The sequence below is a fragment of the Neisseria sp. RH3002v2f genome (assembly GCF_014596375.1).
GTDB classification, from domain to species: Bacteria; Pseudomonadota; Gammaproteobacteria; order Burkholderiales; family Neisseriaceae; genus Neisseria; species Neisseria cinerea.
This window is the reverse complement of record NZ_MAYZ01000021.1, coordinates 40,576-64,148: the sequence shown is the minus strand read 5'-3', so window position 1 is coordinate 64,148 and position 23,573 is coordinate 40,576. Positions and strand designations below refer to the sequence as shown.

General features: G+C 49.9%; 20 protein-coding genes, 1 pseudogene and 1 riboswitch. Of the genes and pseudogenes, 16 read left to right on the top strand and 5 right to left on the bottom strand.

Annotation, left to right across the window (positions count from 1 at the left end):
• Positions 1 to 56: 56 nt before the first annotated feature.
• Entirely contained in the window at positions 57 to 2,453 is a 2,397-nt protein-coding gene (locus tag BBW69_RS05440; RefSeq protein ID WP_188210666.1) for a penicillin-binding protein 1A, read from the top strand.
• 119 nt (positions 2,454 to 2,572) lie between these two features.
• Here BBW69_RS05440 and yihA read toward each other — a convergent pair whose 3' ends face one another.
• A complete protein-coding gene (gene yihA / locus BBW69_RS05435; protein WP_107959815.1) occupies positions 2,573 to 3,202 on the bottom strand; it encodes a ribosome biogenesis GTP-binding protein YihA/YsxC in 630 nt (209 codons plus the stop codon).
• A gap of 205 nt (positions 3,203 to 3,407) precedes the next feature.
• Here yihA and BBW69_RS05430 point away from each other — a divergent pair, with 205 nt between their 5' ends.
• From BBW69_RS05430 to tsaD, 4 genes are all read left to right on the top strand, one after another.
• Complete coding sequence (locus BBW69_RS05430) at positions 3,408 to 4,031, top strand: cytochrome c4 (RefSeq protein WP_107859404.1); 624 nt, start codon at positions 3,408 to 3,410, stop codon at positions 4,029 to 4,031.
• Between the two features lie 275 nt (positions 4,032 to 4,306).
• Positions 4,307 to 6,259, top strand: coding sequence for a cytochrome c biogenesis protein ResB (locus BBW69_RS05425; protein WP_188210759.1), 1,953 nt, complete (start codon positions 4,307 to 4,309; stop codon positions 6,257 to 6,259).
• On the top strand, positions 6,252 to 7,439 hold the full coding sequence (ccsB, locus tag BBW69_RS05420; protein ID WP_107859402.1) for a c-type cytochrome biogenesis protein CcsB: 1,188 nt from the start codon (positions 6,252 to 6,254) through the stop codon (positions 7,437 to 7,439). The genes BBW69_RS05425 and ccsB overlap by 8 nt, the downstream gene beginning before the upstream one ends.
• A 362-nt stretch (positions 7,440 to 7,801) precedes the next feature.
• Complete coding sequence (gene tsaD / locus BBW69_RS05415; protein WP_107859401.1) at positions 7,802 to 8,866, top strand: tRNA (adenosine(37)-N6)-threonylcarbamoyltransferase complex transferase subunit TsaD; 1,065 nt, start codon at positions 7,802 to 7,804, stop codon at positions 8,864 to 8,866.
• A 43-nt stretch (positions 8,867 to 8,909) separates the two neighbouring features.
• Here the strand turns inward: tsaD and BBW69_RS05410 are convergent, their stop codons facing one another.
• A complete protein-coding gene (locus BBW69_RS05410) occupies positions 8,910 to 9,761 on the bottom strand; it encodes a lysophospholipid acyltransferase family protein (RefSeq protein ID WP_003676350.1) in 852 nt (283 codons plus the stop codon).
• Positions 9,762 to 9,858: 97 nt separating this feature from the next.
• Positions 9,859 to 9,969: riboswitch (SAM-I-IV-variant riboswitch) on the top strand.
• 173 nt (positions 9,970 to 10,142) lie between these two features.
• On the opposite strand from BBW69_RS05410, the gene metK reads away from it, so the two are divergent.
• The gene (gene metK / locus BBW69_RS05405) at positions 10,143 to 11,312 is read left to right on the top strand and encodes a methionine adenosyltransferase (RefSeq protein ID WP_003676347.1); all 1,170 of its coding nucleotides are present in this window, start codon (positions 10,143 to 10,145) and stop codon (positions 11,310 to 11,312) included.
• A gap of 64 nt (positions 11,313 to 11,376) precedes the next feature.
• Here metK and dacB read toward each other — a convergent pair whose 3' ends face one another.
• Positions 11,377 to 12,786 carry a D-alanyl-D-alanine carboxypeptidase/D-alanyl-D-alanine-endopeptidase gene (gene dacB, locus BBW69_RS05400; RefSeq protein WP_188210665.1) on the bottom strand — a complete coding sequence of 470 codons (1,410 nt, stop codon included), beginning with the start codon at positions 12,784 to 12,786 and terminating at the stop codon, positions 11,377 to 11,379.
• Between the two features lie 170 nt (positions 12,787 to 12,956).
• Here dacB and BBW69_RS05395 point away from each other — a divergent pair, with 170 nt between their 5' ends.
• The 3 genes from BBW69_RS05395 to BBW69_RS05385 all read left to right on the top strand — a co-directional run bounded on the left by BBW69_RS05395 (position 12,957) and on the right by BBW69_RS05385 (position 15,656).
• Positions 12,957 to 13,523, top strand: a complete 567-nt coding sequence (locus BBW69_RS05395; protein WP_188210664.1) for an NADPH-dependent FMN reductase — start codon at positions 12,957 to 12,959, stop codon at positions 13,521 to 13,523.
• A gap of 114 nt (positions 13,524 to 13,637) precedes the next feature.
• A complete protein-coding gene (locus BBW69_RS05390; RefSeq protein ID WP_188210663.1) occupies positions 13,638 to 14,306 on the top strand; it encodes a response regulator transcription factor in 669 nt (222 codons plus the stop codon).
• Between the two features lie 102 nt (positions 14,307 to 14,408).
• Positions 14,409 to 15,656 carry a HAMP domain-containing sensor histidine kinase gene (locus BBW69_RS05385; protein WP_188210758.1) on the top strand — a complete coding sequence of 416 codons (1,248 nt, stop codon included), beginning with the start codon at positions 14,409 to 14,411 and terminating at the stop codon, positions 15,654 to 15,656.
• A 38-nt stretch (positions 15,657 to 15,694) separates the two neighbouring features.
• On the opposite strand, the gene rng is transcribed toward BBW69_RS05385, so the two are convergent.
• Positions 15,695 to 17,188 (bottom strand): ribonuclease G, encoded by a 1,494-nt coding sequence (rng, locus tag BBW69_RS05380; protein WP_003676337.1) that lies wholly within the window; start codon positions 17,186 to 17,188, stop codon positions 15,695 to 15,697.
• A gap of 222 nt (positions 17,189 to 17,410) precedes the next feature.
• On the opposite strand from rng, the gene grxC reads away from it, so the two are divergent.
• The 3 genes from grxC to recG all read left to right on the top strand — a co-directional run bounded on the left by grxC (position 17,411) and on the right by recG (position 20,266).
• Entirely contained in the window at positions 17,411 to 17,668 is a 258-nt protein-coding gene (grxC, locus tag BBW69_RS05375) for a glutaredoxin 3 (protein WP_039854192.1), read from the top strand.
• Positions 17,669 to 17,691: 23 nt separating this feature from the next.
• A complete protein-coding gene (gene secB, locus BBW69_RS05370; RefSeq protein WP_188210662.1) occupies positions 17,692 to 18,126 on the top strand; it encodes a protein-export chaperone SecB in 435 nt (144 codons plus the stop codon).
• Between the two features lie 97 nt (positions 18,127 to 18,223).
• Positions 18,224 to 20,266, top strand: coding sequence for an ATP-dependent DNA helicase RecG (recG, locus tag BBW69_RS05365; RefSeq protein WP_188210661.1), 2,043 nt, complete (start codon positions 18,224 to 18,226; stop codon positions 20,264 to 20,266).
• A 158-nt stretch (positions 20,267 to 20,424) separates the two neighbouring features.
• Here recG and BBW69_RS05360 read toward each other — a convergent pair whose 3' ends face one another.
• The gene (locus BBW69_RS05360; RefSeq protein ID WP_188210660.1) at positions 20,425 to 22,200 is read right to left on the bottom strand and encodes an extracellular solute-binding protein; all 1,776 of its coding nucleotides are present in this window, start codon (positions 22,198 to 22,200) and stop codon (positions 20,425 to 20,427) included.
• Positions 22,201 to 22,588: 388 nt separating this feature from the next.
• Between BBW69_RS05360 and BBW69_RS05355 the strand changes: the two are divergent.
• From BBW69_RS05355 to BBW69_RS05345, 4 genes and pseudogenes are all read left to right on the top strand, one after another.
• Positions 22,589 to 22,813, top strand: a pseudogene (locus BBW69_RS05355) (winged helix domain-containing protein); the annotation flags it as partial.
• 8 nt (positions 22,814 to 22,821) lie between these two features.
• Positions 22,822 to 23,028, top strand: a complete 207-nt coding sequence (locus BBW69_RS09990; protein WP_223169958.1) for a hypothetical protein — start codon at positions 22,822 to 22,824, stop codon at positions 23,026 to 23,028.
• A complete protein-coding gene (locus BBW69_RS05350) occupies positions 23,025 to 23,249 on the top strand; it encodes a protoheme IX farnesyltransferase (protein ID WP_223169957.1) in 225 nt (74 codons plus the stop codon). The genes BBW69_RS09990 and BBW69_RS05350 overlap by 4 nt, the downstream gene beginning before the upstream one ends.
• A 33-nt stretch (positions 23,250 to 23,282) precedes the next feature.
• Complete coding sequence (locus BBW69_RS05345; RefSeq protein WP_107859393.1) at positions 23,283 to 23,564, top strand: ATP-binding cassette domain-containing protein; 282 nt, start codon at positions 23,283 to 23,285, stop codon at positions 23,562 to 23,564.
• Positions 23,565 to 23,573: the final 9 nt, after the last annotated feature.

The following is a 23,573-nucleotide window of genomic DNA, read 5'->3' as shown; positions in this document are numbered from 1 at the left end:
ATCGGTTGCTATTTTACTTTATTTAATACTAATAATGGTAAATTATCATTTCAACTATGATTAAAAAGATTGTAACAACCTGTTTTGGGTTGGTTTTGGGATTGTGTGTGTTTGGCGTCGGATTGGTTGCGATTGCTATTTTGGTAACGTATCCGAAATTGCCTTCCTTAGACTCATTGCAACATTATCAGCCCAAAATGCCGTTAACTATTTATTCGGCAGATGGAGAGGTTATCGGTATATACGGGGAGCAACGGCGAGAATTTACAAAAATCGGCGATTTTCCCGAGGTATTGAGGAATGCGGTTATTGCTGCCGAGGATAAACGGTTTTATCAGCATTGGGGCGTGGATGTTTGGGGTGTCGCAAGGGCGGTTGTTGGCAATATTGTGGCCGGCGGGGTGCAGTCGGGTGCAAGTACGATTACGCAGCAGGTGGCGAAGAATTTTTATTTGAGCAGTGAAAAGACATTTACGCGAAAGTTCAATGAGGCGTTGCTTGCTTATAAAATCGAGCAGTCTTTGAGTAAGGATAAAATCCTTGAGCTGTATTTCAATCAAATTTATTTGGGTCAGCGCGCTTATGGTTTCGCGTCTGCCGCGCAAATCTATTTTAATAAAGATGTCAAAGAGTTGACTCTGGCGGAAGCCGCCATGCTGGCGGGACTGCCTAAGGCTCCGTCTGCCTATAACCCGATTGTCAATCCGGAACGTGCCAAGTTGCGTCAAAAGTATATTTTGAACAACATGCTTGAGGAAAAGATGATTACCTTGCAACAGCGCGATCAGGCGTTGAATGAGGAACTGCATTATGAGCGGTTTGTTCAGAAAATTGATCAGAGCGCTCTATATGTTGCAGAAATGGTGCGTCAGGAATTGTATGAAAAGTATGGTGAAGACGCTTATACGCAGGGCTTTAAGGTTTATACGACGGTACGTACCGATCATCAGAAAGTAGCGACAGAGGCGTTGCGCAAAGCGTTGCGGAATTTTGATCGCGGCAGCAGTTATCGTGGTGCGGAAAGCTATATTGATTTGAGCAAAGGAGAAGATGTTGAAGAGACTGTCAGTCAATATCTTTCGGGACTTTATACCGTCGATAAAATGGTTCCTGCTGTCGTATTGGATGTGACTAAAAGGAAAAATGTCGTCATACAGTTGCCCAGTGGTAAGCGGGTTACGCTTGACGGCCGTTCCTTAGGTTTTGCAGCCCGCGCGGTCAATAATGAAAAAATGGGAGAGAGCCGTATCCGCAGGGGTTCGGTTATACGTGTTAAGAACAATGGCGGGCGTTGGGTGGTAGTTCAAGAGCCGCTCTTGCAAGGAGCATTGGTTTCACTTGATGCCAAAACGGGTGCGGTTCGTGCGCTGGTCGGCGGTTATGATTTCCATAGTAAAACATTCAACCGTGCTGCTCAGGCTATGCGGCAGCCGGGTTCTACATTTAAGCCATTTGTTTATTCGGCAGCTTTGTCTAAGGGTATGACTGCCTCCACAATGGTTAACGATGCCCCAATTTCCCTGCCTGGAAAAGGTGCAAACGGTTCGGTCTGGACGCCTAAAAATTCAGACGGCAGATATTCGGGCTATATTACTTTGAGGCAGGCATTGACTGCTTCTAAAAATATGGTTTCTATCCGTATCCTGATGTCTATCGGCGTGGGTTATGCGCAGCAATATATCCAGCGTTTCGGCTTTAAACCGTCTGAACTGCCGGCCAGTCTTTCTATGGCTTTAGGTACGGGCGAGACGACTCCTTTGAAGATAGCGGAGGCTTATAGTGTGTTTGCAAACGGGGGGTATAGGGTCTCTTCGCATGTAATCGATAAAATTTATGACAGCGACGGCAGGTTGCGTGCGCAAATGCAACCCTTGGTGGCTGGGCAAAATGCACCTCAGGCAATTGATCCGCGCAATGCCTATATTATGTATAAGATTATGCAGGATGTCGTCCGCGTCGGTACAGCAAGGGGGGCGGCCGCGTTGGGTAGGTCGGATATTGCCGGTAAAACAGGTACAACCAATGATAACAAGGATGCGTGGTTTGTCGGTTTTAATCCTGATGTGGTTACTGCCGTATATATTGGTTTTGACAAGCCTAAGAGTATGGGGCGTGCCGGTTATGGCGGCACGATTGCCGTGCCGGTTTGGGTAGACTATATGCGTTTTGCACTGAAGGGCGGACAGGGTAAAGGAATGAAAGTGCCTGAAGGGGTAGTCAGCAGTAATGGTGAATACTATATGAAGGAACGCATGGTAACCGATCCGGGTTTGGTTGTAGATAACAGCGGTATCGCAGCGCAACCCTCCCGTCGGATTAGGGAGGATAAAGAGGCAGGGGCTGAAGACGGTGAACGCGGAGCGGCTGACGAAGTACGTCAAGATGTACAGGAAACCCCTGTACTGCCAAGTAATACGGGCTCCAAACAGCCGCAACTGGATTCCCTGTTTTAAAGATTGTAGACAATGCCGTCTGAAAAGGTTTTCAGACGGCATTTTATATTTAGGGAAGGTAATTTTTTAAATGTTTGCGGTTGGTCAAGTGGGGTAAATACATTTTCCGTATAATGGGTTCAGTCTTCTACCGAAAGGGATAAGGGAACATCTGTTGCAGCAAACCAGCTTCCAACTGTTTGGTTTACTTCTTCCAAACCTTGTTTTTTCAGGCTGGAAAACAGCTGTACGCTGATGTTCTGCCTTTCAGAGTAGGGCTTGAGCAGTTTTTTAACTTGGGACAGAGTTTTAATCTGTTCGTTTTTGGATAACTTGTCGGCTTTTGAAAGCAGGATGTGAACCGGTCGGCCTGTGGTGTGGAAAAAATCCAACATACGTATGTCGAGTTCTTTTAGAGGATGACGTGCGTCCATAATCAAAATCAGGCCTATCAACTGTTTGCGCTGTTGGAGATAATCGCCAAGCAGCTTGACCCAGTGAGTCCGTATTGCTTCCGGAACTTGTGCATAACCGTAGCCGGGCAGGTCAACCAGGAAATTACCGTTTTGAAGCTCGAAGAAGTTGATATGCTGCGTCCGTCCGGGTGTCTTGGAAACATAAGCGAGGCGGACGTGGTTTGTCAGGGTGTTGATAGCGCTGGATTTTCCGGCATTACTCCTACCGACAAAGGCAATTTCGAGAGGGGTGTCGGGCAGGTCTTTAAGGTGGTTGACCGTTGTGAAGAACTTGGCGTTTTGAAAAAGATTCATGGGCATATCCTTGTTTTCTGCCACCGTTTGACCGACAGCAAAAATATGCGGTTGGTTTTATATGAAACAGAGTAGTAATTTAATGTAAATTTAGTATAGAATAACACGTTTACAGAATCATCGGTTTTAATCGGATTAAAAATCCCGTATTTGAATATAAAAAGAGCATTGTTGCATTATCCAATGCTGTAATCAGGAGCACTCCATGAAACGATTGACTTTATTGGCCTTTGTTTTGGCTGCCGGTGCGGTTTCCGCATCTCCCAAAGCGGACGTGGAAAAAGGCAAGCAGGTTGCCGCAACGGTTTGTGCGGCTTGCCATGCAGCAGACGGTAACAGCGGCATTGCTATGTATCCGCGTTTGGCGGCACAGCATACTGCTTACATCTATCATCAAACTATCGGTATCCGTGACGGCAAACGCACCCACGGTTCGGCAGCTGTGATGAAGCCAATGGTAATGAATTTGAGCGATCAGGATATTTTGAATGTATCCGCATTCTATGCCAAACAGCAGCCGAAATCTGGTGAGGCAAATCCTAAGGAAAATCCCGAATTGGGCGCAAAAATTTACCGCGGCGGTTTGAGTGAGAAAAAATTACCTGCTTGTATGTCCTGCCACGGTCCGAGTGGTGCGGGTATGCCCGGGGGTGGAAGTGAGATTCAGGCTTATCCGCGCTTGGGAGGACAACATCAGGCATATATTATCGACCAGATGAACGCTTATAAATCCGGTCAGCGCAAAAATGCCATTATGGCGGATATTGCAAACCGAATGTCCGAAGAAGATTTAAAAGCAGTTGCTAACTTTATCCAGGGTTTGCATTAATTATCCAAGAGTCTGCTTCAGAAGCCGTCTGAAAAGGTTTTCAGACGGCTTCAGACAATTTTGCGATAAGTTTTCTAAATCGCATTTGTTGGGATTGATATAAACCATCTTTATAGTCTTGAAATAAAAGGCATCAAGACAGTAGAATCGGAGCAGTGTCCTTTATTGTCCGATTCCGTCTTCTATATTCCTGATTGCGGAAGAAACACACAATGAGTAAATCCCGTAGATCTACCCCGCTTCTTTTACATCCGTGGTTCGCTTTTTTCAGTTCGATGCGTTTTGCTGTCGCCCTGCTCAGCCTGTTGGGTATTGCGTCAGTAATCGGTACGGTTTTGCAGCAAAATCAGTTGCAAACAGATTACCTGGTTAAATTCGGTCCGTTTTGGACTCGGATTTTTGATTTTTTGGGTTTGTACGATGTCTATGCTTCGGCATGGTTTGTCGTCATCATGATGTTTCTGGTGGTTTCTACCAGTTTGTGTTTAATCCGTAACGTTCCGCCGTTTTGGCGTGAAATGAAGTCTTTCCGGGAAAAGATTAAGGAAAAATCTCTGGCGGCAATGCGCCACTCTTCGCTGCTGGATGTAAACATTGCGCCCGAGGTGGCCAAACGTTATCTGGAAGTACAAGGTTTTCAGGGAAAAACCATTAACCGTGAAGACGGTTCAGTTTTGATTGCAGCTAAAAAAGGCACGATGAACAAATGGGGCTATATCTTTGCCCATATTGCTTTGATTGTCATTTGTTTGGGCGGTCTGATAGACAGTAACCTGCTGTTGAAGCTGGGTATGCTGACCGGACGGATTGTCCCGGATAATCAGGCGGTTTATGCTAAGGATTTCAAACCCGAAAGTATTTTGGGAGCGGCTAATTTGTCATTTAGGGGGAATGTCAGTATTTCCGAAGGGCAAAGTGCAGACGTAGTTTTCCTGAATGCTGACAACGGAATGCTGGTTCAGGATCTGCCTTTTGAAGTTAAGTTAAAAAAATTTCATATTGATTTTTACAATACCGGAATGCCGCGAGATTTTGCCAGCGATATTGAGGTGACGGATAAGGCTACCGGTGAGAAACTCGAGCGGACCATACGGGTCAATCATCCGCTGACATTGCACGGTATTACCATTTATCAGGCAAGCTTTGCGGATGGCGGTTCGGATCTGGCATTTAAGGCGTGGAATCTGGGTGATGCCTCACGACAACCTGTTGTATTGAAGGCGACGTCTATGCGGCAGTTCCCGCTGGATATCGGCAGGAATAAATACCGTCTTGAATTTGATCAGTTTACTTCGATGAACGTGGAGGACATGAGTGAGGACGGGAAACGGGAAAAAAGTCTGAATTCCACCTTGAATGATGTCCGTGCCGTCTCTCAGGAAGGTAAGAAATACACCAATATCGGTCCTTCCATTGTTTACCGCATTCGTGATGCGGCAGGGCAGGCGGTCGAATATAAAAACTATATGCTGCCGGTTTTGCAGGAACAGGATTATTTTTGGATTACCGGCACGCGCAGCGGTTTGCAACAGCAATACCGTTGGTTGCGTATTCCTTTGGACAAACAAGGAAAAGCGGACACTTTCATGGCATTGCGCGAGTTTTTGAAAGATGGGGAAGGGCTAAAGCGCCTGGTATCTGATGCCACTAAAGACGCGCCTGCCGAAATCAGGGAACAGTTTATACTGGCGGCAGAAAATACGCTGAATATCTTTGCGCGAAAGGGCTATTTGGGATTGGATGAGTTTATTACAACCAATATTCCGAAAGAGCAGCAGGAGAAAATGCAGGGTTATTTTTATGAAATGCTTTATGGTGTGATGAACGCAGCTTTGGATGAAACCATCCGCCGATACGGATTGCCGGAATGGCAGCAGGATGAAGCGCGAAACCGTTTCTTACTGCACAGTATGGATGCATACACGGGATTGACGGAATATCCCGCCCCAATGCTGCTGCAACTGGATGGGTTTTCGGAAGTGCGTTCCTCAGGTTTGCAGATGACCCGCTCGCCCGGTTCGCTTTTGGTCTATCTCGGTTCGGTATTATTGGTTTTAGGTACGGTATTCATGTTTTATGTGCGGGAAAAGCGTGCATGGATATTGTTTTCAGACGGCAAAATCCGTTTTGCCATGTCTTCTGCCCGCAGCGAACGGGATTTGCAGAAGGAATTTCCAAAACATGTCGAGAGTCTGCAACGGCTCGGCAAGGACTTGAATCATGACTGAACACTATAAAACCCTTCCTGAACACGAACTGCTGGTCCGAAAGTCTTTTATCCGTAATTTGAATATCTGGGATTGGGTGTTTGCCGCGCTGGTTTTTTTGGGTACGGTTTTCGTACAGACTTTATCCGGTGTCCGTATGGATATATATGAAACGGTTATTTTATGGGTAAGTGCCGGTATCGCCGTGTTTTTGGGTTGGTTTTTCAAACCTGTACGCTGGTTTGTGCCACTGTGCATATTGCTTGCTTATGCTGCCGTCGGTTTGTACGGAGGCGACATCAAATCGGCAGAAGGTTTTTTGCTGCGGTATTTCCTAAGCAGTCAGTCGGCGATTATGTGGCAGTGCGCATTCGTCTTTTTCGCTTTGTTTGCCTATATTTCGGGTGCGGTTTTGGCAAGTGTCAAAAATGTGCCGACCAATACGCTTTTGGGTATAGGAAACGTATTTGCGTGGGTGTCGGCACTGGCCGGATTTACGGGGCTTTTAGTGCGTTGGCACGAAAGTTATCTGCTCCGTCCGGATGCCGGTCATATTCCCGTGTCCAACCTTTATGAAGTCTTCATCCTGTTTTTGGTGATTACCGCGCTGATGTATCTTTATTATGAAGGTAAGTTTGCCATACAGAAATTAGGCGGTTTCGTATTCAGTTTTATGGCGGTCGTCGTCGGCTTTGTATTATGGTACAGCGTATCCCGTGAGGCTCATACCATCCAGCCGCTGATTCCGGCATTGCAATCTTGGTGGATGAAGATACACGTTCCGGCAAACTTTATCGGTTACGGCGCATTTTGTATTTCTGCCATGCTGGCTATTGCCGAACTGGTTTCCTTGAATGCGGAAGAGAAGGGAAGGAAGACGTGGCTGCCGCCGTCGGCATTGGTTGATGAGGTTATGTATAAGGCGATTGCCGTCGGCTTTTTGTTTTTTACCATTGCGACCATTTTGGGTGCGCTGTGGGCGGCAGATGCGTGGGGCCGTTATTGGAGTTGGGACCCGAAAGAGACTTGGGCGTTTATCGTTTGGTTGAATTATGCCGTGTGGCTGCATTTGAGGTTGGTTGCCGGTTGGCGCGGACGCGTGTTGGCATGGTGGGCAATTATCGGCTTGTTTGTAACTGCCTTTGCCTTTATCGGGGTCAATATGTTCCTGAGCGGCCTGCATTCTTATGGAACGCTTTAATCTTAAGGGTTCGCGCGGAAACTCTGTTCCGGATGAATTCCTTGTGAGGGATAAAGAACCGGCATCGTGGCAACATCATCAGAATAATACATTAGAGAGATGAAAAACTGCTGGATGCAGGGGAAAAGCGCATCATGGTTGGCGTATCGGATTTGCCAAAGAATGCCGATACCGCTTGCCTATCGGATAAAGTTGATTATTTGAGAGCCGACGTTTGAAGTTAAAGAAACAACGCCGACAAGCCGTCGGGAAAAGTCATCATAGACGAACGATATTCGAATCGTGCAGAAGGCCTTTCAGACGGCATTTCCTTTAATAGAATCTTTTAAAAAACATCTTCAATTTTCAGACGGCATTAAATCATGTTGGTATTAGGAATCGAATCTTCATGTGACGAAACTGGTGTCGCGCTTTATGATACGGAGCGCGGCCTTTTGGCACATCATTTGCATACGCAGATGGCAATGCACGCCGAGTATGGCGGTGTTGTGCCGGAATTGGCAAGCCGCGACCATATACGACGATTGGTTCCGCTGACAGAAGGTTGCTTGAAGGAAGTTGGAGTGTCGTATGGCGACGTCGATGCAGTTGCCTTTACCCAAGGCCCAGGTCTGGGCGGTGCGTTGCTGGCGGGGTCGAGTTACGCCAATGCCCTGGCTTTTGCGCTGGATAAACCCGTTATCCCCGTCCATCATTTGGAAGGACATTTACTTTCCCCCCTGTTGGCGGATGAAAAACCCGAATTTCCTTTTGTCGCCCTGCTGGTTTCGGGCGGGCATACTCAGATTATGGCCGTACGGGGAATCGGTGATTACGAACTTCTAGGAGAAAGTGTCGACGATGCGGCCGGCGAGGCATTCGATAAAACAGCAAAATTGCTCGGATTGCCGTATCCGGGCGGCGCAAAGCTTTCCGAACTTGCCAAATCGGGCAGCCCTGATGCCTTTATTTTTCCACGCCCGATGATTCATTCCGACGATTTGCAGATGAGTTTTTCGGGATTAAAAACCGCTGTTTTGACTGCCGTTGAAAAAGTGCGTGAGGCAAACGGTTCGGAAACCATACCCGAGCAAACCCGTAACGACATTTGCCGCGCATTTCAGGATGCGGTTGTGGACGTATTGACGGCAAAAGTGAAAAAGGCCTTGTTGCAGACGGGATTCAGAACGCTGGTTGTGGCAGGCGGTGTCGGTGCGAATTGGAAGCTGCGCGAAACGTTCGGCAGCTTGTCGGTGCAAGAACCTGTGCAAAAAGGCAGGCCGAAAAACCGGGAGGAAAAGGTCGATGTATTTTTCCCACCGATGGCATATTGCACGGACAACGGCGCAATGATTGCCTTTGCAGGTGCAATGCATTTGAAAACGGGTAGGGAGGCCGGTGCATTCAATGTACGCCCGCGCTGGCCGTTGTCCGAAATCGTCAAATGACAAAATGCCGTCTGCAATTGTTCAGACGGCATTTTTATTTTCGTTACGGTGCTTTATAGCGGTTGTACATGAACAGATACTGGGTAGGAAAGCGGCGTATCCAATATTCGGTATTGCGGTTGAATACGGCGGCATCGTGGGTTTTGTCGCCGGTCAATTCTCCTTGAAGGGGGCTGATGTGTAAGGCAAAACCCTGCCCGTCAGGCAGGCGTTCGCTGCAAAAAAACAGCGTACTTACGCCTTTGACGTTTGCCAGTTTTGCCGCCAGCGTCATGGTATAGGCAGGTTTGCCGAAGAAATCCACCCATACGCCTTCCCCGCCTTCTTGAGGGGAGGGGACATGGTCGGGCAGGATGATGGTTGCTTCGCCCGAACGTAGGGCTTTGATGATTTGTTTGACCCCTTGTATGCTGGTAGGCGCGGTTTTGCCTTTGCCTCGAACCCTGCCTGCCTGCATCACTTTGTCTATTGCTTTAATTTTCGGCGGTTTATACATGGCGGTTAAAGGGAATGGCAGCCGTTGGCTGATATATCGCCCCCCTAAGTCGTAGCTGCCGATGTGCGGTGTGATAAACAGCAGCCCTTCGTGTTTGTCCAAAGCTTCTTGAACATATTCCCAACCCTGTACCGACTTGAACAGTGTTTCGATGTCCTCCGGTTTTTTGAAAAATGCGAGGGCAAGTTCCAAACCGCTTTTTGCCGTTTCCGCAAATACGGCTTTCACCGTTTTCGGGTCGGGATTCATGCCTGCCTGACGCATATTGACAATAATGCGTTCCCGGTCTTCTTTGCGCAGGTAAAACGCCAGATGTCCGAGGAAAACACCCAATTTGTGCAGAAAGGGCAGGGGCAGCAGGGAAAAGGATTTGAGCAGGGCAGTCAGTAGGATGTGCATAACGGGGAAGCAAGGGGGAAACAGCCTGAATTGTAAACGAAACATGCCGTCTGAAAAAGGGAAGTATTGCGGCAATATGCCTTTTCTGCTACGATGCGCGCTGCATTAAGAGTTGGGAATTCCATGCCAACCTGCTTTTCAAACGGAAAGGTAAGGTGGACGGTTGAAAAACCGATGTGGCTCGCCAGAGCAATCCAAACCCGCTTAATGCGGGAATTTTTTTGCCTGTAAGAAACGCGCAACAGGATTCCGAAACAGTAGGAAAGTGCGAATGTTTCTCACTTGTATAGAGAAAAAGCGGAGTTTTTGTTATGATTTCCGCTGTCTGAAATAAAAGGCCGTCTGAAAACACGGCAGCCTGTTTTTAATGAAAGAATAGCAATGAGCGAATATCTGTTTACTTCCGAATCGGTATCCGAAGGCCATCCGGATAAAGTTGCCGACCAAGTATCCGATGCGATTTTGGATGCCATCTTGGCGCAAGACCCCAAAGCGCGTGTCGCTGCAGAAACCTTGGTCAACACAGGCTTGTGCGTATTGGCGGGCGAAATCACCACCACCGCCCAAGTGGACTACATCAAAGTCGCACGCGAAACCATCAAACGCATCGGCTACAACTCGTCCGAACTGGGCTTTGACGCCAACGGCTGCGCGGTCGGCGTGTACTACGACCAACAATCTCCGGACATCGCCCAAGGCGTGAACGAAGGCGAAGGCATCGACCTGAACCAAGGCGCGGGCGACCAAGGCTTGATGTTTGGCTACGCCTGCGACGAAACTCCGACCCTGATGCCGTTTGCCATCTATTACAGCCACCGTCTGATGCAGCGCCAAAGCGAATTGCGCAAAGACGGCCGCCTGCCTTGGCTGCGTCCCGACGCAAAAGCCCAGCTGACCGTAGTTTACGACAGCGAAACCGGCAAAGTAAAACGCATCGACACCGTCGTCCTGTCCACCCAGCACGATCCTGCCATCAGCCATGAAGAACTGAGCAAAGCCGTGATTGAGCAGATTATCAAGCCCGTTTTGCCGTCTGAACTGCTGACTGATGAAACCAAATACCTGATCAACCCGACCGGCCGCTTCGTCATCGGCGGTCCGCAAGGCGACTGCGGTCTGACCGGCCGTAAAATCATCGTCGATACCTACGGCGGCGCAGCTCCGCACGGCGGCGGCGCATTCTCCGGCAAAGATCCGTCCAAAGTGGACCGTTCCGCCGCTTACGCTTGCCGCTATGTTGCGAAAAACATCGTAGCCGCCGGTTTGGCGACCCAATGTCAGATTCAGGTTTCCTACGCCATCGGCGTTGCCGAACCGACTTCGATTTCCATCGACACTTTCGGCACAGGCAAAATCAGCGAAGAAAAACTGATTGCCTTAGTTCGCGAACATTTCGACCTGCGTCCTAAAGGCATCGTCCAAATGCTCGACCTGCTGCGCCCGATTTACGGCAAATCCGCCGCATACGGACACTTCGGCCGCGAAGAGCCTGAATTTACTTGGGAGCGCACCGACAAAGCTGCCGCACTGAAGGCAGCTGCAGGGCTGTAATTTCAGTTTGAACATCAAAAATGCCGTCTGAACAGTTCAGACGGCATTTTTATATTTTCCTGTTTCAGGTGTGGCGTTCTTTGCACATCAGTTTTGCATCCAGCCAGCCGTCGCCTCCGGGAATGATATTTTTAGAAACGAAGTTGTCCAAATCAGGCAGCAGGGAAACGGCACGTCCGCTGTTGATGACCACCACCACCACCATCGGTTTGTCGCCCAGCCAGTAGCCTGCCAATGCGCGGACATTGTTGAGCGTGCCTGTTTTCAGGCGCAGAAGCCCGCCGCTTTGTTTGAGGCGGTTGCGCAAAGTTCCGTCTGTACCGGCGATAGGGAGCGTGTCGATGAAATCTTGTGCAAACGGGCTGAAATAGGCTTTTTCCAGCATTTGCGCCATCATTTTTGCAGTCAGCTGCTCTTTCCTCGACAAACCGGAACCGTTTTCCAAAACCAAATCCGCAACATCAACACCTGAAACGGCAAGCTCGCGCTTGACGGCCGCCGCCGCCTGGTCGGAAACGGCGGGCAATTTGCCGTTGCCGCCCAGTTTCAGGAAGACGGACCGTGCAATCAGATTGTCTGAACGCTTGTTCATGTCCGTCAAAATTTCCTTCATCGGTTTGGAGTGTACAAGTGCAAGTGTCTGTGCGCCTTCCGGCGTGTCGGATATGCCGATGCCGTCTGAAATCTGTCCTCCGCCGAGCAGCCAGTGGTTGGTGAAGCTCTGATGAATCAGTTCTTCAAGCGGAAACATTCGGACATCGACTGCCTTGCCCAGACAGCTTTCAGGGATGGTGCCGCGCAGTTTCAGCATATTATCGGTAAAAGACGCATGCATCAGTTTCTTGACCGAAGGGCAGGACGCTTTGGCCGAGGTAATTTTCAGGCTGTTTTGGGCACGGATATCCGGCAGAGGCGGATTGGTGAGGATATCGATACCGTTGGCAGAATTACGTTCGGCACGGACTCTGACCATGCCTGAGGAGAGCATGGTCGGATTGGGGGAAGTCATAAAAGGAGAGCCGCCGTCGGCTTCGAAATCGTTGGGACTGCCAACTTCGCCCCACAGCTTGTGGTCGAGTATCAGGTGTCCCGTGATATTGCGGATGCCTTTATCGCGCAACTGGCGTTGGACGGCAAGCAGGTTTTCCTGATCGAAAACGGGGTCGCCACTGCCTACCCAGTACAAATCGCCATCGAGCGTGCCGTTACTCACTTTGCCGTTGCTTTTAAATGCCGTCGTCCAGCGATAATTGCTGCCGAAGGTTTTGAAGGCGGTAAAGGCCGTGATAAGTTTCATGGTGGAGGCGGGGTTTACGGGAACATCTGCACGGTGGTCTATAATGACTTTTCCGCTGTCAAGCTCTTGGACGTATACGGCGATTTCGTTTTGCGGAATGCGGCCGGTATCGAGTGCTTGCGCAGCCAGCGAGGTTAGAAGCAGCAGCAGGGAGGCTGCTGTTTTGGGGAAATTCATGGGTGAATCTGTTGTATAAAAAGGCAATTATAAGGCAAAGTCGGATATGAGGAAACGGAAAGGACTTGGTTTTCGGGTTGTCTGTATTAAAAACTGAATATATAATAATTATCATTATGAGAAGTAGGTGGCGTTTAAGGTTAAAACCTTATTATTCAGGAGGAATTATTGTGGCTAAGAAAATCAGTATTTTGGTGGGTAGTCTGCGTCGTGCTTCTTTTGCACGCAAGGTGGCATTGAATGCGGTGCAGATGTTTCCAGAAGGCTATCAGGCGGAAATTGTCGAAATCGGGCATCTGCCGCTTTATAATTTCGATTATGACGATCCTGCCGTGGGAGATGTGCAGCTTCCTGAAAGTTATACGGATTTCCGTGAGAAGATTAAGGCTTCAGACGGCATTTTGTTCGTTACTTCCGAAAACAACCGGACTGTGCCGGCATGTTTGAAAAATGCGGTGGACATCGGTTCTAAACCGAATGCCGATGTGGCGTGGAAACACAAACCTGCCGGCATCATCAGCCATTCCGTCGGCAAGATGGGGGGCTACAGTTCTCAAAAAAACCTGCGTCTTGCTTTGTCTTATTTCGATATGCCGCTGACAGGTCAGCCTGAGGTGTTTTTGGGCAATTCGCCGACGCTGTTTGATGAAAAAGGCAAATTGATCGACTCGGCAAGGGATTTTGTTCAGTCATATATTAATCAGTTTGTCTCTCTGGTGGAGAAACACGCAAAATAGGTTGAAAACGGTCAAAAACCGCAGAATTTTTGTTCTGCGGTTTTTTGTTGCTGCTAAATTGCAGCTAATGTTCGAGTGTTAGAATAGCCGCGGTTTATCTGAAAGGGAAAGTTGATGCGTGTATTGTTGGTTGAAGATGATGCGATGATTGCGGAAGCGGTGTCGGCAAATTTGAAAGACGGCGGTTATGCGGTGGATTGGGTCAAAAACGGCGCGCAGGTTGCGGCGGCGGCCGCTGCCCAGCCTTATGATCTGATGCTGCTGGATTTGGGTTTGCCGGGGCGGGACGGTTTGGATGTTTTGTCGGAAATACGCGCGGCAGGCTGTACCATCCCCGTGCTGATTGTGACGGCGCGGGATGATTTGTACAGCCGGCTGAACGGTTTGGATGGCGGTGCGGATGACTATATCGTTAAGCCGTTCGATATGGCGGAGCTTAAGGCGCGGATGCGGGCGGTGTTGCGGCGCAGGAGTGGGCAGGCGCAGGCGTGTCTGTCAAATGGTGCGTTATCCCTCAATCCTGCAACGTATCAGGTAGAAATTATTGCCGAGGGGAGGCAGGTGGCATTGAGCAACAAGGAGTTTGCAGTATTGCAGGCTTTGTTGGCGAGGCCGGGTGTCATTCTGTCGCGTTCGGATTTGGAAGATAAGATTTACGGCTGGGGCGAGGAAGTCGAAAGCAATGCGGTAGATTTCCTGATTCATGCGCTGCGCAAGAAACTGGGTAAGGAAAATATCCAAAATGTACGCGGTGTCGGTTGGCTTGTGCCGGGTGCCGTTTGAGAAAATGCTGTCTGGACAGGAGTGGCGTTGCCGATGTTGAACCGTTTAATCCGTATGTTGAAGCAGTCGCTTCAAGTCAGAATCAGTATCGCGCTGATTTTGATGTTTTTGCCGCTGGCAATGGCTGCCGGCGTTTTTTCTTATTACGATACTTTTCATGAAGCGGAAGAGCTTCAGGATGACCTGTTGCGTCAGACGGCATTGTATGTCGGTCCTGATTACCATCCCGATGCTTTGCCGGAGGGGGACGACGATACGCGTATTTTGGTACAGATGCCGGATCAGGAGCCGATTGTCAGTCTGCCGATACATTTGAAAGACGGACTGCATACTTTGCGTGCGGACGGGGATGACGATTATTACCGCGTCTATATCCGCACGACGGGGCGGGGACGGATTGCCGTCATGCAGGAAAACGAATACAGGGAAGATTTGGCTGCGGATGCGGCGATGCAGAGCGTGCTGCCCCTGTTGGCGGCTTTGCCGCTGATTATTCTGCTGACCGTGTGGATTACGCATCAGGCTATGCGTCCCGTCCGTATTTTGTCGCAGAATCTGGAACAGCGAAGACTCGATGATTTGTCTGCTTTGAATACGGACAATATCCCCAGCGAGATAAAAGGTTTTGTTACGGCCATCAATCTGCTTTTGAAGCGTGTGGATGAAGATATACGCCGCCGGCAACGGTTTATCGCCGATGCGGCGCACGAGTTGCGGACGCCGATGACCGCTCTTTCACTTCAGGCGGAACGCCTCAACAATATGCCGCTCCCACCCGATGCGGCGCGGCAGTCTGCCGTTTTGCAGCAAAGCATACGGCGCAACAAACACCTGCTCGAGCAGCTTTTGGCTCTGGCGCGGTCGCAGTCGGATGAAACCTCTCTGACGAAAACGACATTCGGGCTGCAAAGCCGTTTCCGCCGGGTATTGCAGGAACTCATGCCGCTTGCTTTGGAGAAACGGCAGGACATCGGTGTGGCGGTCGAAGGTGATTTCGAAATATTTGCCGATGAAACCGAAATCTATACCTTGGTTAAAACGTTTGTTGATAACGCAATACGTTATACCCCGTCCGAAGGCAGGATAGATTTGGGTTTCACAGACGAAGGGAAATATCTTGCCGTGTGGGTTGAAGATAACGGGAAAGGCATTCCGGAATCCGAACGCGTCCGCGTCCTTGACCCGTTTTACCGTATTTTGGGAACGGAGCAGCAGGGGACGGGGTTGGGGCTGTCTATTGCCGATACGCTTGCTAAAAAATACGGCGGACATTTGGAATTGGCCGACAGCCGGAGATTCGGACACGGCCTGTTGATACGGGCGTTGTTGGACAAGAAATACCTGAAATAAACAGATGCCGTCTGAAAACAGGTTTCAGACGGCATTTCCTACATCAATACGATGTCGTATTGTTCCTGCGTGTAGGCGGTTTCGACTGCCAGAGAAATCGGTTTGCCGATGAAATCTATCAGCATTGCCAACGATTGCGATTCTTCGTCGAGGAAAAGATCGATGACGTTGGGCGCGGCAAGGATGCGGAAAGATTGCGCATCGTAGCGTCGGGCTTCGCGGACGATTTCGCGCTGGATTTCATAACACACGGTTTGCGGCGTTTTCAAACGGCCCCGGCCTTGGCAGGAAGGACAGGGTTCGCAGAGGATTTGGCTGAGGTTTTCACGCGAGCGTTTGCGCGTCAGCTCGACCAAACCCAGGCTGGTAAAGCCGTTGAGGGTAACGCGGGTACGGTCGAAGGCAAGGGCTTTGGCAAGCTCTTGCAAGACGGCTTCGCGGTGTGCTTCCTGTGCCATGTCGATGAAGTCGATGATGATGATGCCGCCAAGGTTGCGCAGCCTTAATTCACGGGCGATGGTGTGGCAGGCTTCTAAGTTGGTGCGGAAGATGGTTTCGTCGAAGTTGCGTGCGCCGACGAAGCCGCCGGTGTTTACATCTATCGTGGTCATGGCTTCGGTGGACTCGATAATCAGGTAGCTGCCGAAGTTGAGGTTGACGCGCGGTTGCAGGGCTCGGTTGATTTCCTGTTCGACGTTGTGGGTCTCAAACAGCGGGCGTTCGCCTTTGAACAGCTCTATCCTGCCCAATGCGCCGTGGACGTATTGTTCGGCGAAGCGCGTCATGCGGCCGTAGTTCGCGGTGGAGTCGACGAGGATTTTTTGCGTGTCGCAGCTGAACATATCGCGCAACACGCGCAGGCTCAGCGGTAAGTCTTGATACAGCAGGGTTTCGGGCGGTTGGATTTTTGCCTGCTCTTGGATGTGTTCCCACACTTTGGTCAGGTAGTTGATGTCGGATTGTAGCTGTTCGTCGGTGGCGTTTTCGGCGTTGGTGCGGATGATGTAGCCGTGGCATGCCTTTTCCGGCAGGAGCTTGTTGAGACGCTCGCGCAGGTTGTTTCGTTCCGTATCGTCCTCGATACGCTGGGATACGCCGATATGTTCTTCCTGCGGAAGGTGGACGAGGAAACGCCCTGCCAGCGAGATTTGTGTGGAAAGGCGCGCCCCTTTGGTGTTGATCGGGTCTTTGATGACCTGCACCAAAACCGACTGCCCTTCAAACAACATATGTTCGATGCGCTGGGTTTCGTCCGGGTTGCGGCGTTGCTCCAGGACATCGACGATGTGTAAAAATGCCGCTCGTTCCAAACCGATGTCGATGAACGCGCTCTGCATGCCGGGCAGTACGCGGCGCACCACGCCCAGATAGATATTGCCGACCAGGCTGTGTCCGCTGTTGCGTTCGATGTGCAGCTCGCAGATATTGTTTTCTTCCAACACCGCCACGCGTGTTTCCTGCGGCGTGATGTTGACCAATACCGTTTCGGGCGGACGGGCGATGTCCTTTGGGATGGGTAGTCCTGACAACATGGTTTTTCCTGAAAATGTAATAAAAATATTTTTGCATCCGTTCCGACGCGCAGCGCGGGTGCAAAAATATTTTTCATAAGGGTTATCATACTTTAAAAAACAAATTTTGGCACATGATGTCCGTGCCGTCTGAAAATGCACCGGTCCGGCACTTGCAAAACAGGGAGAATGTCCCTATATTGATTATCATTGCAAACTTTGCAAACTCTGTGGAAAATGAATATGCAGGCTGTTACCATGTACACAGGTGCGTTTTGTCCCTACTGCACGATGGCGAAAAGGCTGCTGCATGCTGCAGGCGTTGAAAACATAGGCGAAATCCGTGTCGATACGAATCCTGAAGCCTTTGCCGAAATGCAGCAGCGCTCCGGACAGCGCAGCGTACCGCAGATTTTCATCGGCGAAACGCATGTCGGCGGATTCACCGACCTGTACCGCCTTCAGCAGGAAGGCAAGTTGGACGAATTACTGAACCCTTAACCCCAAAAAACTAGGAAAACAAAATGAGCGAAGAACTGCAACCCGTATTCAGCATTGAGCGTCTGTATGTCAAAGACTTGTCTTTGGAAGTGCCGCACGCGCCGCAAATCTTCTTGGAACAGGGTGAGCCTGAAGTCGATATGCGCGTTTCCACCGGTAACAGCAAACTGGAAGACGGCTATTACAACGTTGACGTTACCGTTACCGTTACCGCCAAGCTGAATAACGAGCGTACCATGTTCCTGAACGAAGTAACCCAAAGCGGCATCTTCCGTTTGGAAAACATTCCTGAAGAAGACGTACAACTGCTGTTGGGCGTGGCTTGTCCGAATATCCTCTTCCCTTACGCGCGCGAAGCCATTTCCACCAGCGTAACCCGTGCAGGCTTCCCGCCTGTACTGCTTGCTCCGATCAACTTCGAAGCTATCTACCAACAACAACAGGAAGCTAACGCTTAATCGCGTTATACCTGTGTGCAGGCCGTCTGAAACATTGCGTTCAGACGGCCTTTTTGTTTTCCGATAAAATACGGCAAACTTTACCCAGCCGCTTTTCATGATGACGCCCGAAACCCAGAAACAGCTCAAAATCACCGACGTTTCCGCCAAGAAGCTCGACAAACTCAACCTCCATACCGCATGGGATTTGGTTTTGCACTTGCCGCTGCGTTACGAGGACGAGACGTACATCATGCCGATTAAGGATGCGCCGATCGGCGTGCCGTGTCAGGTCGAGGGCGAGGTCATCCATCAGGAAGTAACGTTCAAACCGCGCAAGCAGCTGATTGTCCAAATCGCCGACGATTCCGGCAGCGTCCTTTTTCTGCGCTTCATCCACTTTTACGCCAGCCATCAGAAACAGATGGCGGCAGGCAAACGCATCCGCGCTGTGGGCGAAATCAAACACGGGTTTCACGGCGATGAGATGATTCACCCTAAAATCCGTGATGCCGAGAGCAGCGGTTTGGCGGAAAGCCTCACGCCGATTTATCCGACCGTAAACGGTTTAAACCAACCCACTTTGCGCCGTATTATTCAGACGGCCTTGGACGTTACGCCGCTGCACGATACCTTGCCTGATGCTTTATTAGGCCGTCTGAAACTGCCACACCTCGCCGAAAGCCTGCGTCTTTTGCATTCGCCGCCGCCGAGTTTCACCATTCATCAACTTTCAGACGGCACGCTGCCTGCATGGCAACGGCTCAAATTTGACGAACTTTTGGCACAACAGCTTTCCATGCGCTTGGCGCGGCAGAAGCGTGTCAGCGGCACGGCGGCGGCATTGGGCGGCGACGGCACGTTGACCCAATCCCTGCGCCACGCCTTACCGTTTGCCCTGACCGATGCACAAGAAAGGGTCGTGTCCGAAATCCGCCGCGACATGGCGCAAACCCACCCCATGCACCGCCTGCTGCAAGGCGATGTCGGCAGCGGCAAAACCATTGTCGCCGCCTTGTCCGCGCTGACCGCCATCGAATCCGGCGCGCAGGCGGCCGTGATGGCGCCGACCGAAATCCTTGCCGAACAGCATTTCATCAAGTTCAAACAATGGCTTGAGCCGTTGGGTCTCGAAGTCGTCTGGCTTTCCGGCAGCCAGCGCAAAAAAGCCAAAGACGAAGCCAAAGCCAAACTCGCCGACGGTACTGTCAAAATCGCCGTCGGCACGCACGCCCTGTTTTCAGACGACGTCGAGTTTCAAAATCTCGGCTTGGTGATTGTGGACGAGCAACACCGCTTCGGCGTCGCACAACGACTCGCCCTCAAAAACAAAGGGCGCGATGTCCACCAGCTGATGATGTCCGCCACGCCCATCCCGCGCACGCTCGCCATGAGTTTTTTCGCCGACTTGGACGTGTCCGTCATCGACGAATTGCCGCCCGGGCGCACCCCGATTAAAACCCGCCTCGTCAACAACGTCCGCCGCGCCGAAGTCGAAGGTTTCGTCCTCAACATCTGCCGCAAAGGACAGCAGGCATACTGGGTCTGCCCGCTGATTGAAGAAAGCGAAACCCTGCAACTGCAAACCGCCACCGAAACCCTTGAGCAGCTTCAGGCAGCCTTGCCCGAACTCAACATCGGCTTGGTACACGGGCGCATGAAAGCCGCCGAAAAAGTCGAAGTCATGGCGGAATTTGCCGCAGGCCGTCTGAACGTCTTGGTCGCCACCACCGTCATCGAAGTCGGCGTAGATGTGCCCAACGCCGCCCTGATGGTCATCGAACACGCCGAGCGCATGGGCTTGGCGCAGCTGCACCAATTACGCGGGCGGGTAGGGCGCGGCGCAGCAGAAAGTGTGTGCGTCCTTCTGTTTGCTGAACCCTTGAGCGAACTCGCCAAAGCGCGGCTGAAAGTCATCTACGAACACACTGACGGCTTTGAAATTGCCCGTCAAGACCTCAACATCCGCGGCCCCGGCGAATTTCTTGGTGCGCGTCAAAGCGGCGTTCCCATGCTACGCTTCGCCAACCTTGAAGAAGACTTACACCTTTTGGAACAAGCGCGTGAAATCGCTCCGATGCTGATTGAACAAAACCCCGAAATCGTCGAAGCGCATCTGGCAAGATGGCTTTCCAGCAGGGAAGGGTATTTGGGCGTGTAGGAAGGTGTTGACGTGGGTGGCTTGGGCGGAACGGATGGGAAGAATATCCGCAAATGTGCCGCTGCAACCGCAGTTTCACAGGCGGAGTTAAGGATTAATGATTGAATGCGTGGCTGCGAATGATATGCCGTCTGAAGGGCAGGGTGTTTCAGACGGCATTATTTTTTCCATGCGGTGCTTAAAACGAAAGATACGGGATCGTAATATTTGGGCAGCGTCTGCGGAATATCCAAGTCGTTGCGGTACACGACGCGGTAGCGGTCGGCATACCATGCGGGGACGATGATGTATTGGTGGCGGACGGTGCGGTCAAGCGCGCGTGCGGCGGTTTGCAGTTCGGCACGGTTTCGGAAGCTGCCGAAATGGGTGAGCAGCTTTTCGATTTCCGGGCGGCAGATGCCGGCAAGGTTGCGGCTGCCTTCGGTTTTTGCCGCCTCGCAGCCGAAATAGTCGCGCTGTTCGTTGCCCGGGCTTTCGCTGTTGCCGTAAACCGTAATGGTCATGTCGAAATCGAAGTTGTCGAGGCGTTTCTGGTATACGGCGGGATCGACGGTGCGCATGTGCATGGTTACGCCGATTTTTGCCAAGTCGCGCTGCCATTTGGCGGTGATGCGCCCGTATGCCTTGCCTGCGTTCAGGAATTCAAAAGCCAGCGGATTGCCGAGGCGGTCGGTGAGTTTGCCGTTCCGGTAGCGGTAGCCTGCCTTTTCTAAAAGGGTACGGGCTTTGATAAGGTTGGGGCGTATGCCGTTTTTCAAATCGGTTTGCGGCGGTTCGGGAACATTCTGACTCAAAACGGCGGGATTGAGCGTATTGCCCAAAGATTGGAGCAGCCTGAGTTCCGAACCCTGCGGCCTGCCTGATGCCGCCATGTTGCTGTTGGTAAAAAAGCTGTTGCTTCGGCGGTATGCGCCGTAGAAAAGGCGTGCATTGGTACTTTCGAAATCGAAACTTTCCACCATGGCCTGCCGTACAAAGGGATGGTTGAACGGCGCACGGCGCAGGTTCATGACAAAACCCTGCATGCCGGCGGTGCTTTCCTGTTTCCATTCGTGTTTGCCCAAGTCCCGTTTAGCAAGTATGTCGGCAGGGTAGGCGCGTGCCCAGTTGCGGGCGATGTTTTCGTGTACGAAATCATATTGTCCGGCTTTGAGGCCTTCGAGACGGACACTGTCGTCTTTGAAATATTTGAAACGGACGGTGTCGAAGTTGTACCGCCCCCTGCGTGTCGGCAGGTTTTGCGCCCAGTAGTTTTTGTCGCGCGCGTATTCGCTCATGCGCCCGGTGTCTGCTTTGACGAAGCGGTAGGGGCCGGAGCCGATGGGCATTTTGTTTGCGCCTTTTTCCAGTCCTTCTGGATAGCTTTTATGTGAAAATACAGGCAGTTGACCTAAGACCATGTGTAATTCGGCATTGCGCTGTTTGAAGCGGAAAACGACTGTCCTGTCATCGGGCGTTTCGATTTTGGCAACATCGTTCCAATACATGCGGTAAAACGGCGAGGCAGCCCGGTCTTCGGTCAGCAGGTGGAATGAGGCGGCTACGTCTTTGGCAAGGACGGGGTCTCCGTTGTGGAATTTGGCTTTCGGGTTGAGCTTGAATGTTGCCGACAATCCGTCTTCGGCAAGCCAGAAGTCTTGCGCCAGCAAGCCGTACATGGAGAAAGGTTCGTCCCAACTGTTGTCGGTGAGTCTGTCCACGGTCAGCATAAGAACGCCGACTTCTTTGTCGCCTTTGAGGGTAAACGGGTTGAACGTATCAAAACCGCCCTGCATCGGCAGGGAAAACGCCCCGCCTTTGGGTGCGTCGGGATTGACGTATTCGTAGGCGCGAAAGCCGGCGGGATATTTCGGTGCCTGCCCCAAACCCAAACCGTATGCGGCAAAAGCGGTGGTCGTGGAGAAGGAAAGCAGGAGCAGGACGAGGGTTTTCATAAGGTTCCAAACCGAACGGGGCGATGAAGCCCGATTATAGCAAAAGGTTGTCTGAAAACCGTTTTCAGACGACCTTTTATTTAATTACAATAAAAATGTTAACAACAAAAAAACAAACCGCTTTTTTCCGTTTGGAAACAAAACAAATTTTAACTAAAATTGTCAACAATTCCTTGATGCACACACAAAAAAACTTTAATATTTGTAACTATATGTAACATTATAAATTTTAAATATTTTCTGAGTAAGGGGAAGTAATAAGCATCCATCTCGACTTCGGCATTCTGCCCCTGATTTCCCTATGCCATAGTATATGCAACAGACTAAAGATACTGATTATTTCCATTCCTGAACATATCGATATGGATATTATCCTTGAATCGGGTGGAGACTAAATGCCAATAATTTGGATACGTTGGAAAAGGGATATTTGATTGGGAATGGGATGAAGATAAGCGTAGATGAGTTGGGGAAAAAAGTGTTAGAACATATCGGTAAGAATGAACCGTTATTGTTGAAAAATCTATTGGTTAACTTCAATCAGGAAAAACATGAAGAAGTTAGGAAGTTGATTTATCAGTTGATAGAGTTAGATTTTCTGGAAATTTTGTGAGAGATTCTATGAAAAACTGGAAGCAGTTTATATTTTTCGTAATATTAGTAATAGCTTGTTATCAATTGCTATATTTTTTATCAGATATGTTTCTTCTCGACTACATTAACAAATATAGTTGGAATTTGAATTTTATTCAGGGTACTTTGAATTTTTTTTCAATATATCTGCCATATGTTTTTGTTAGCCGAATTTTTAGGAATACTAACCAATGAAAGACTATGCTATGAAATCAAAATTTGTGTATAAGTTACTGGTACTTTCAAAGTATCTGTATATTTTAATTTGTATATCAATACCAATCGTTTTTATTTATGAAAGCTACCAAGGAGATGATGTTGATTTTATGATTTATATTCGTGCTTTTATTATTTTTTCCATATTGGGTGTATTAGCTCAATATTCTACGTCTAATTTTTTTGAAAAGGAAAAATAACATCATTGAACTATCCATTGCGCCTGCCTTGCTATGATTCACGAAGAAATCTCCGCCATGCCTATGGGCTATGAAACCTTGATCGGCGATATGGGCAGCGCACTGTCAGGCGGACAAAAACAACGCATCGTATTGGCGCGGGTCTTATATTGCGAACCGAAAATCCTATTTTTAGATGAAGCGACCAGCCATTTGGATATTGCCAATGAAAAAGCAGTCAATGCAAACTTGAATGGCTTGTCTATCATAAAAATTATGGCGGCACACAGAAAGGAAACGGTGGAATCAGCAGATAGGAAAATATTTTTAGGATAAAAATACAGT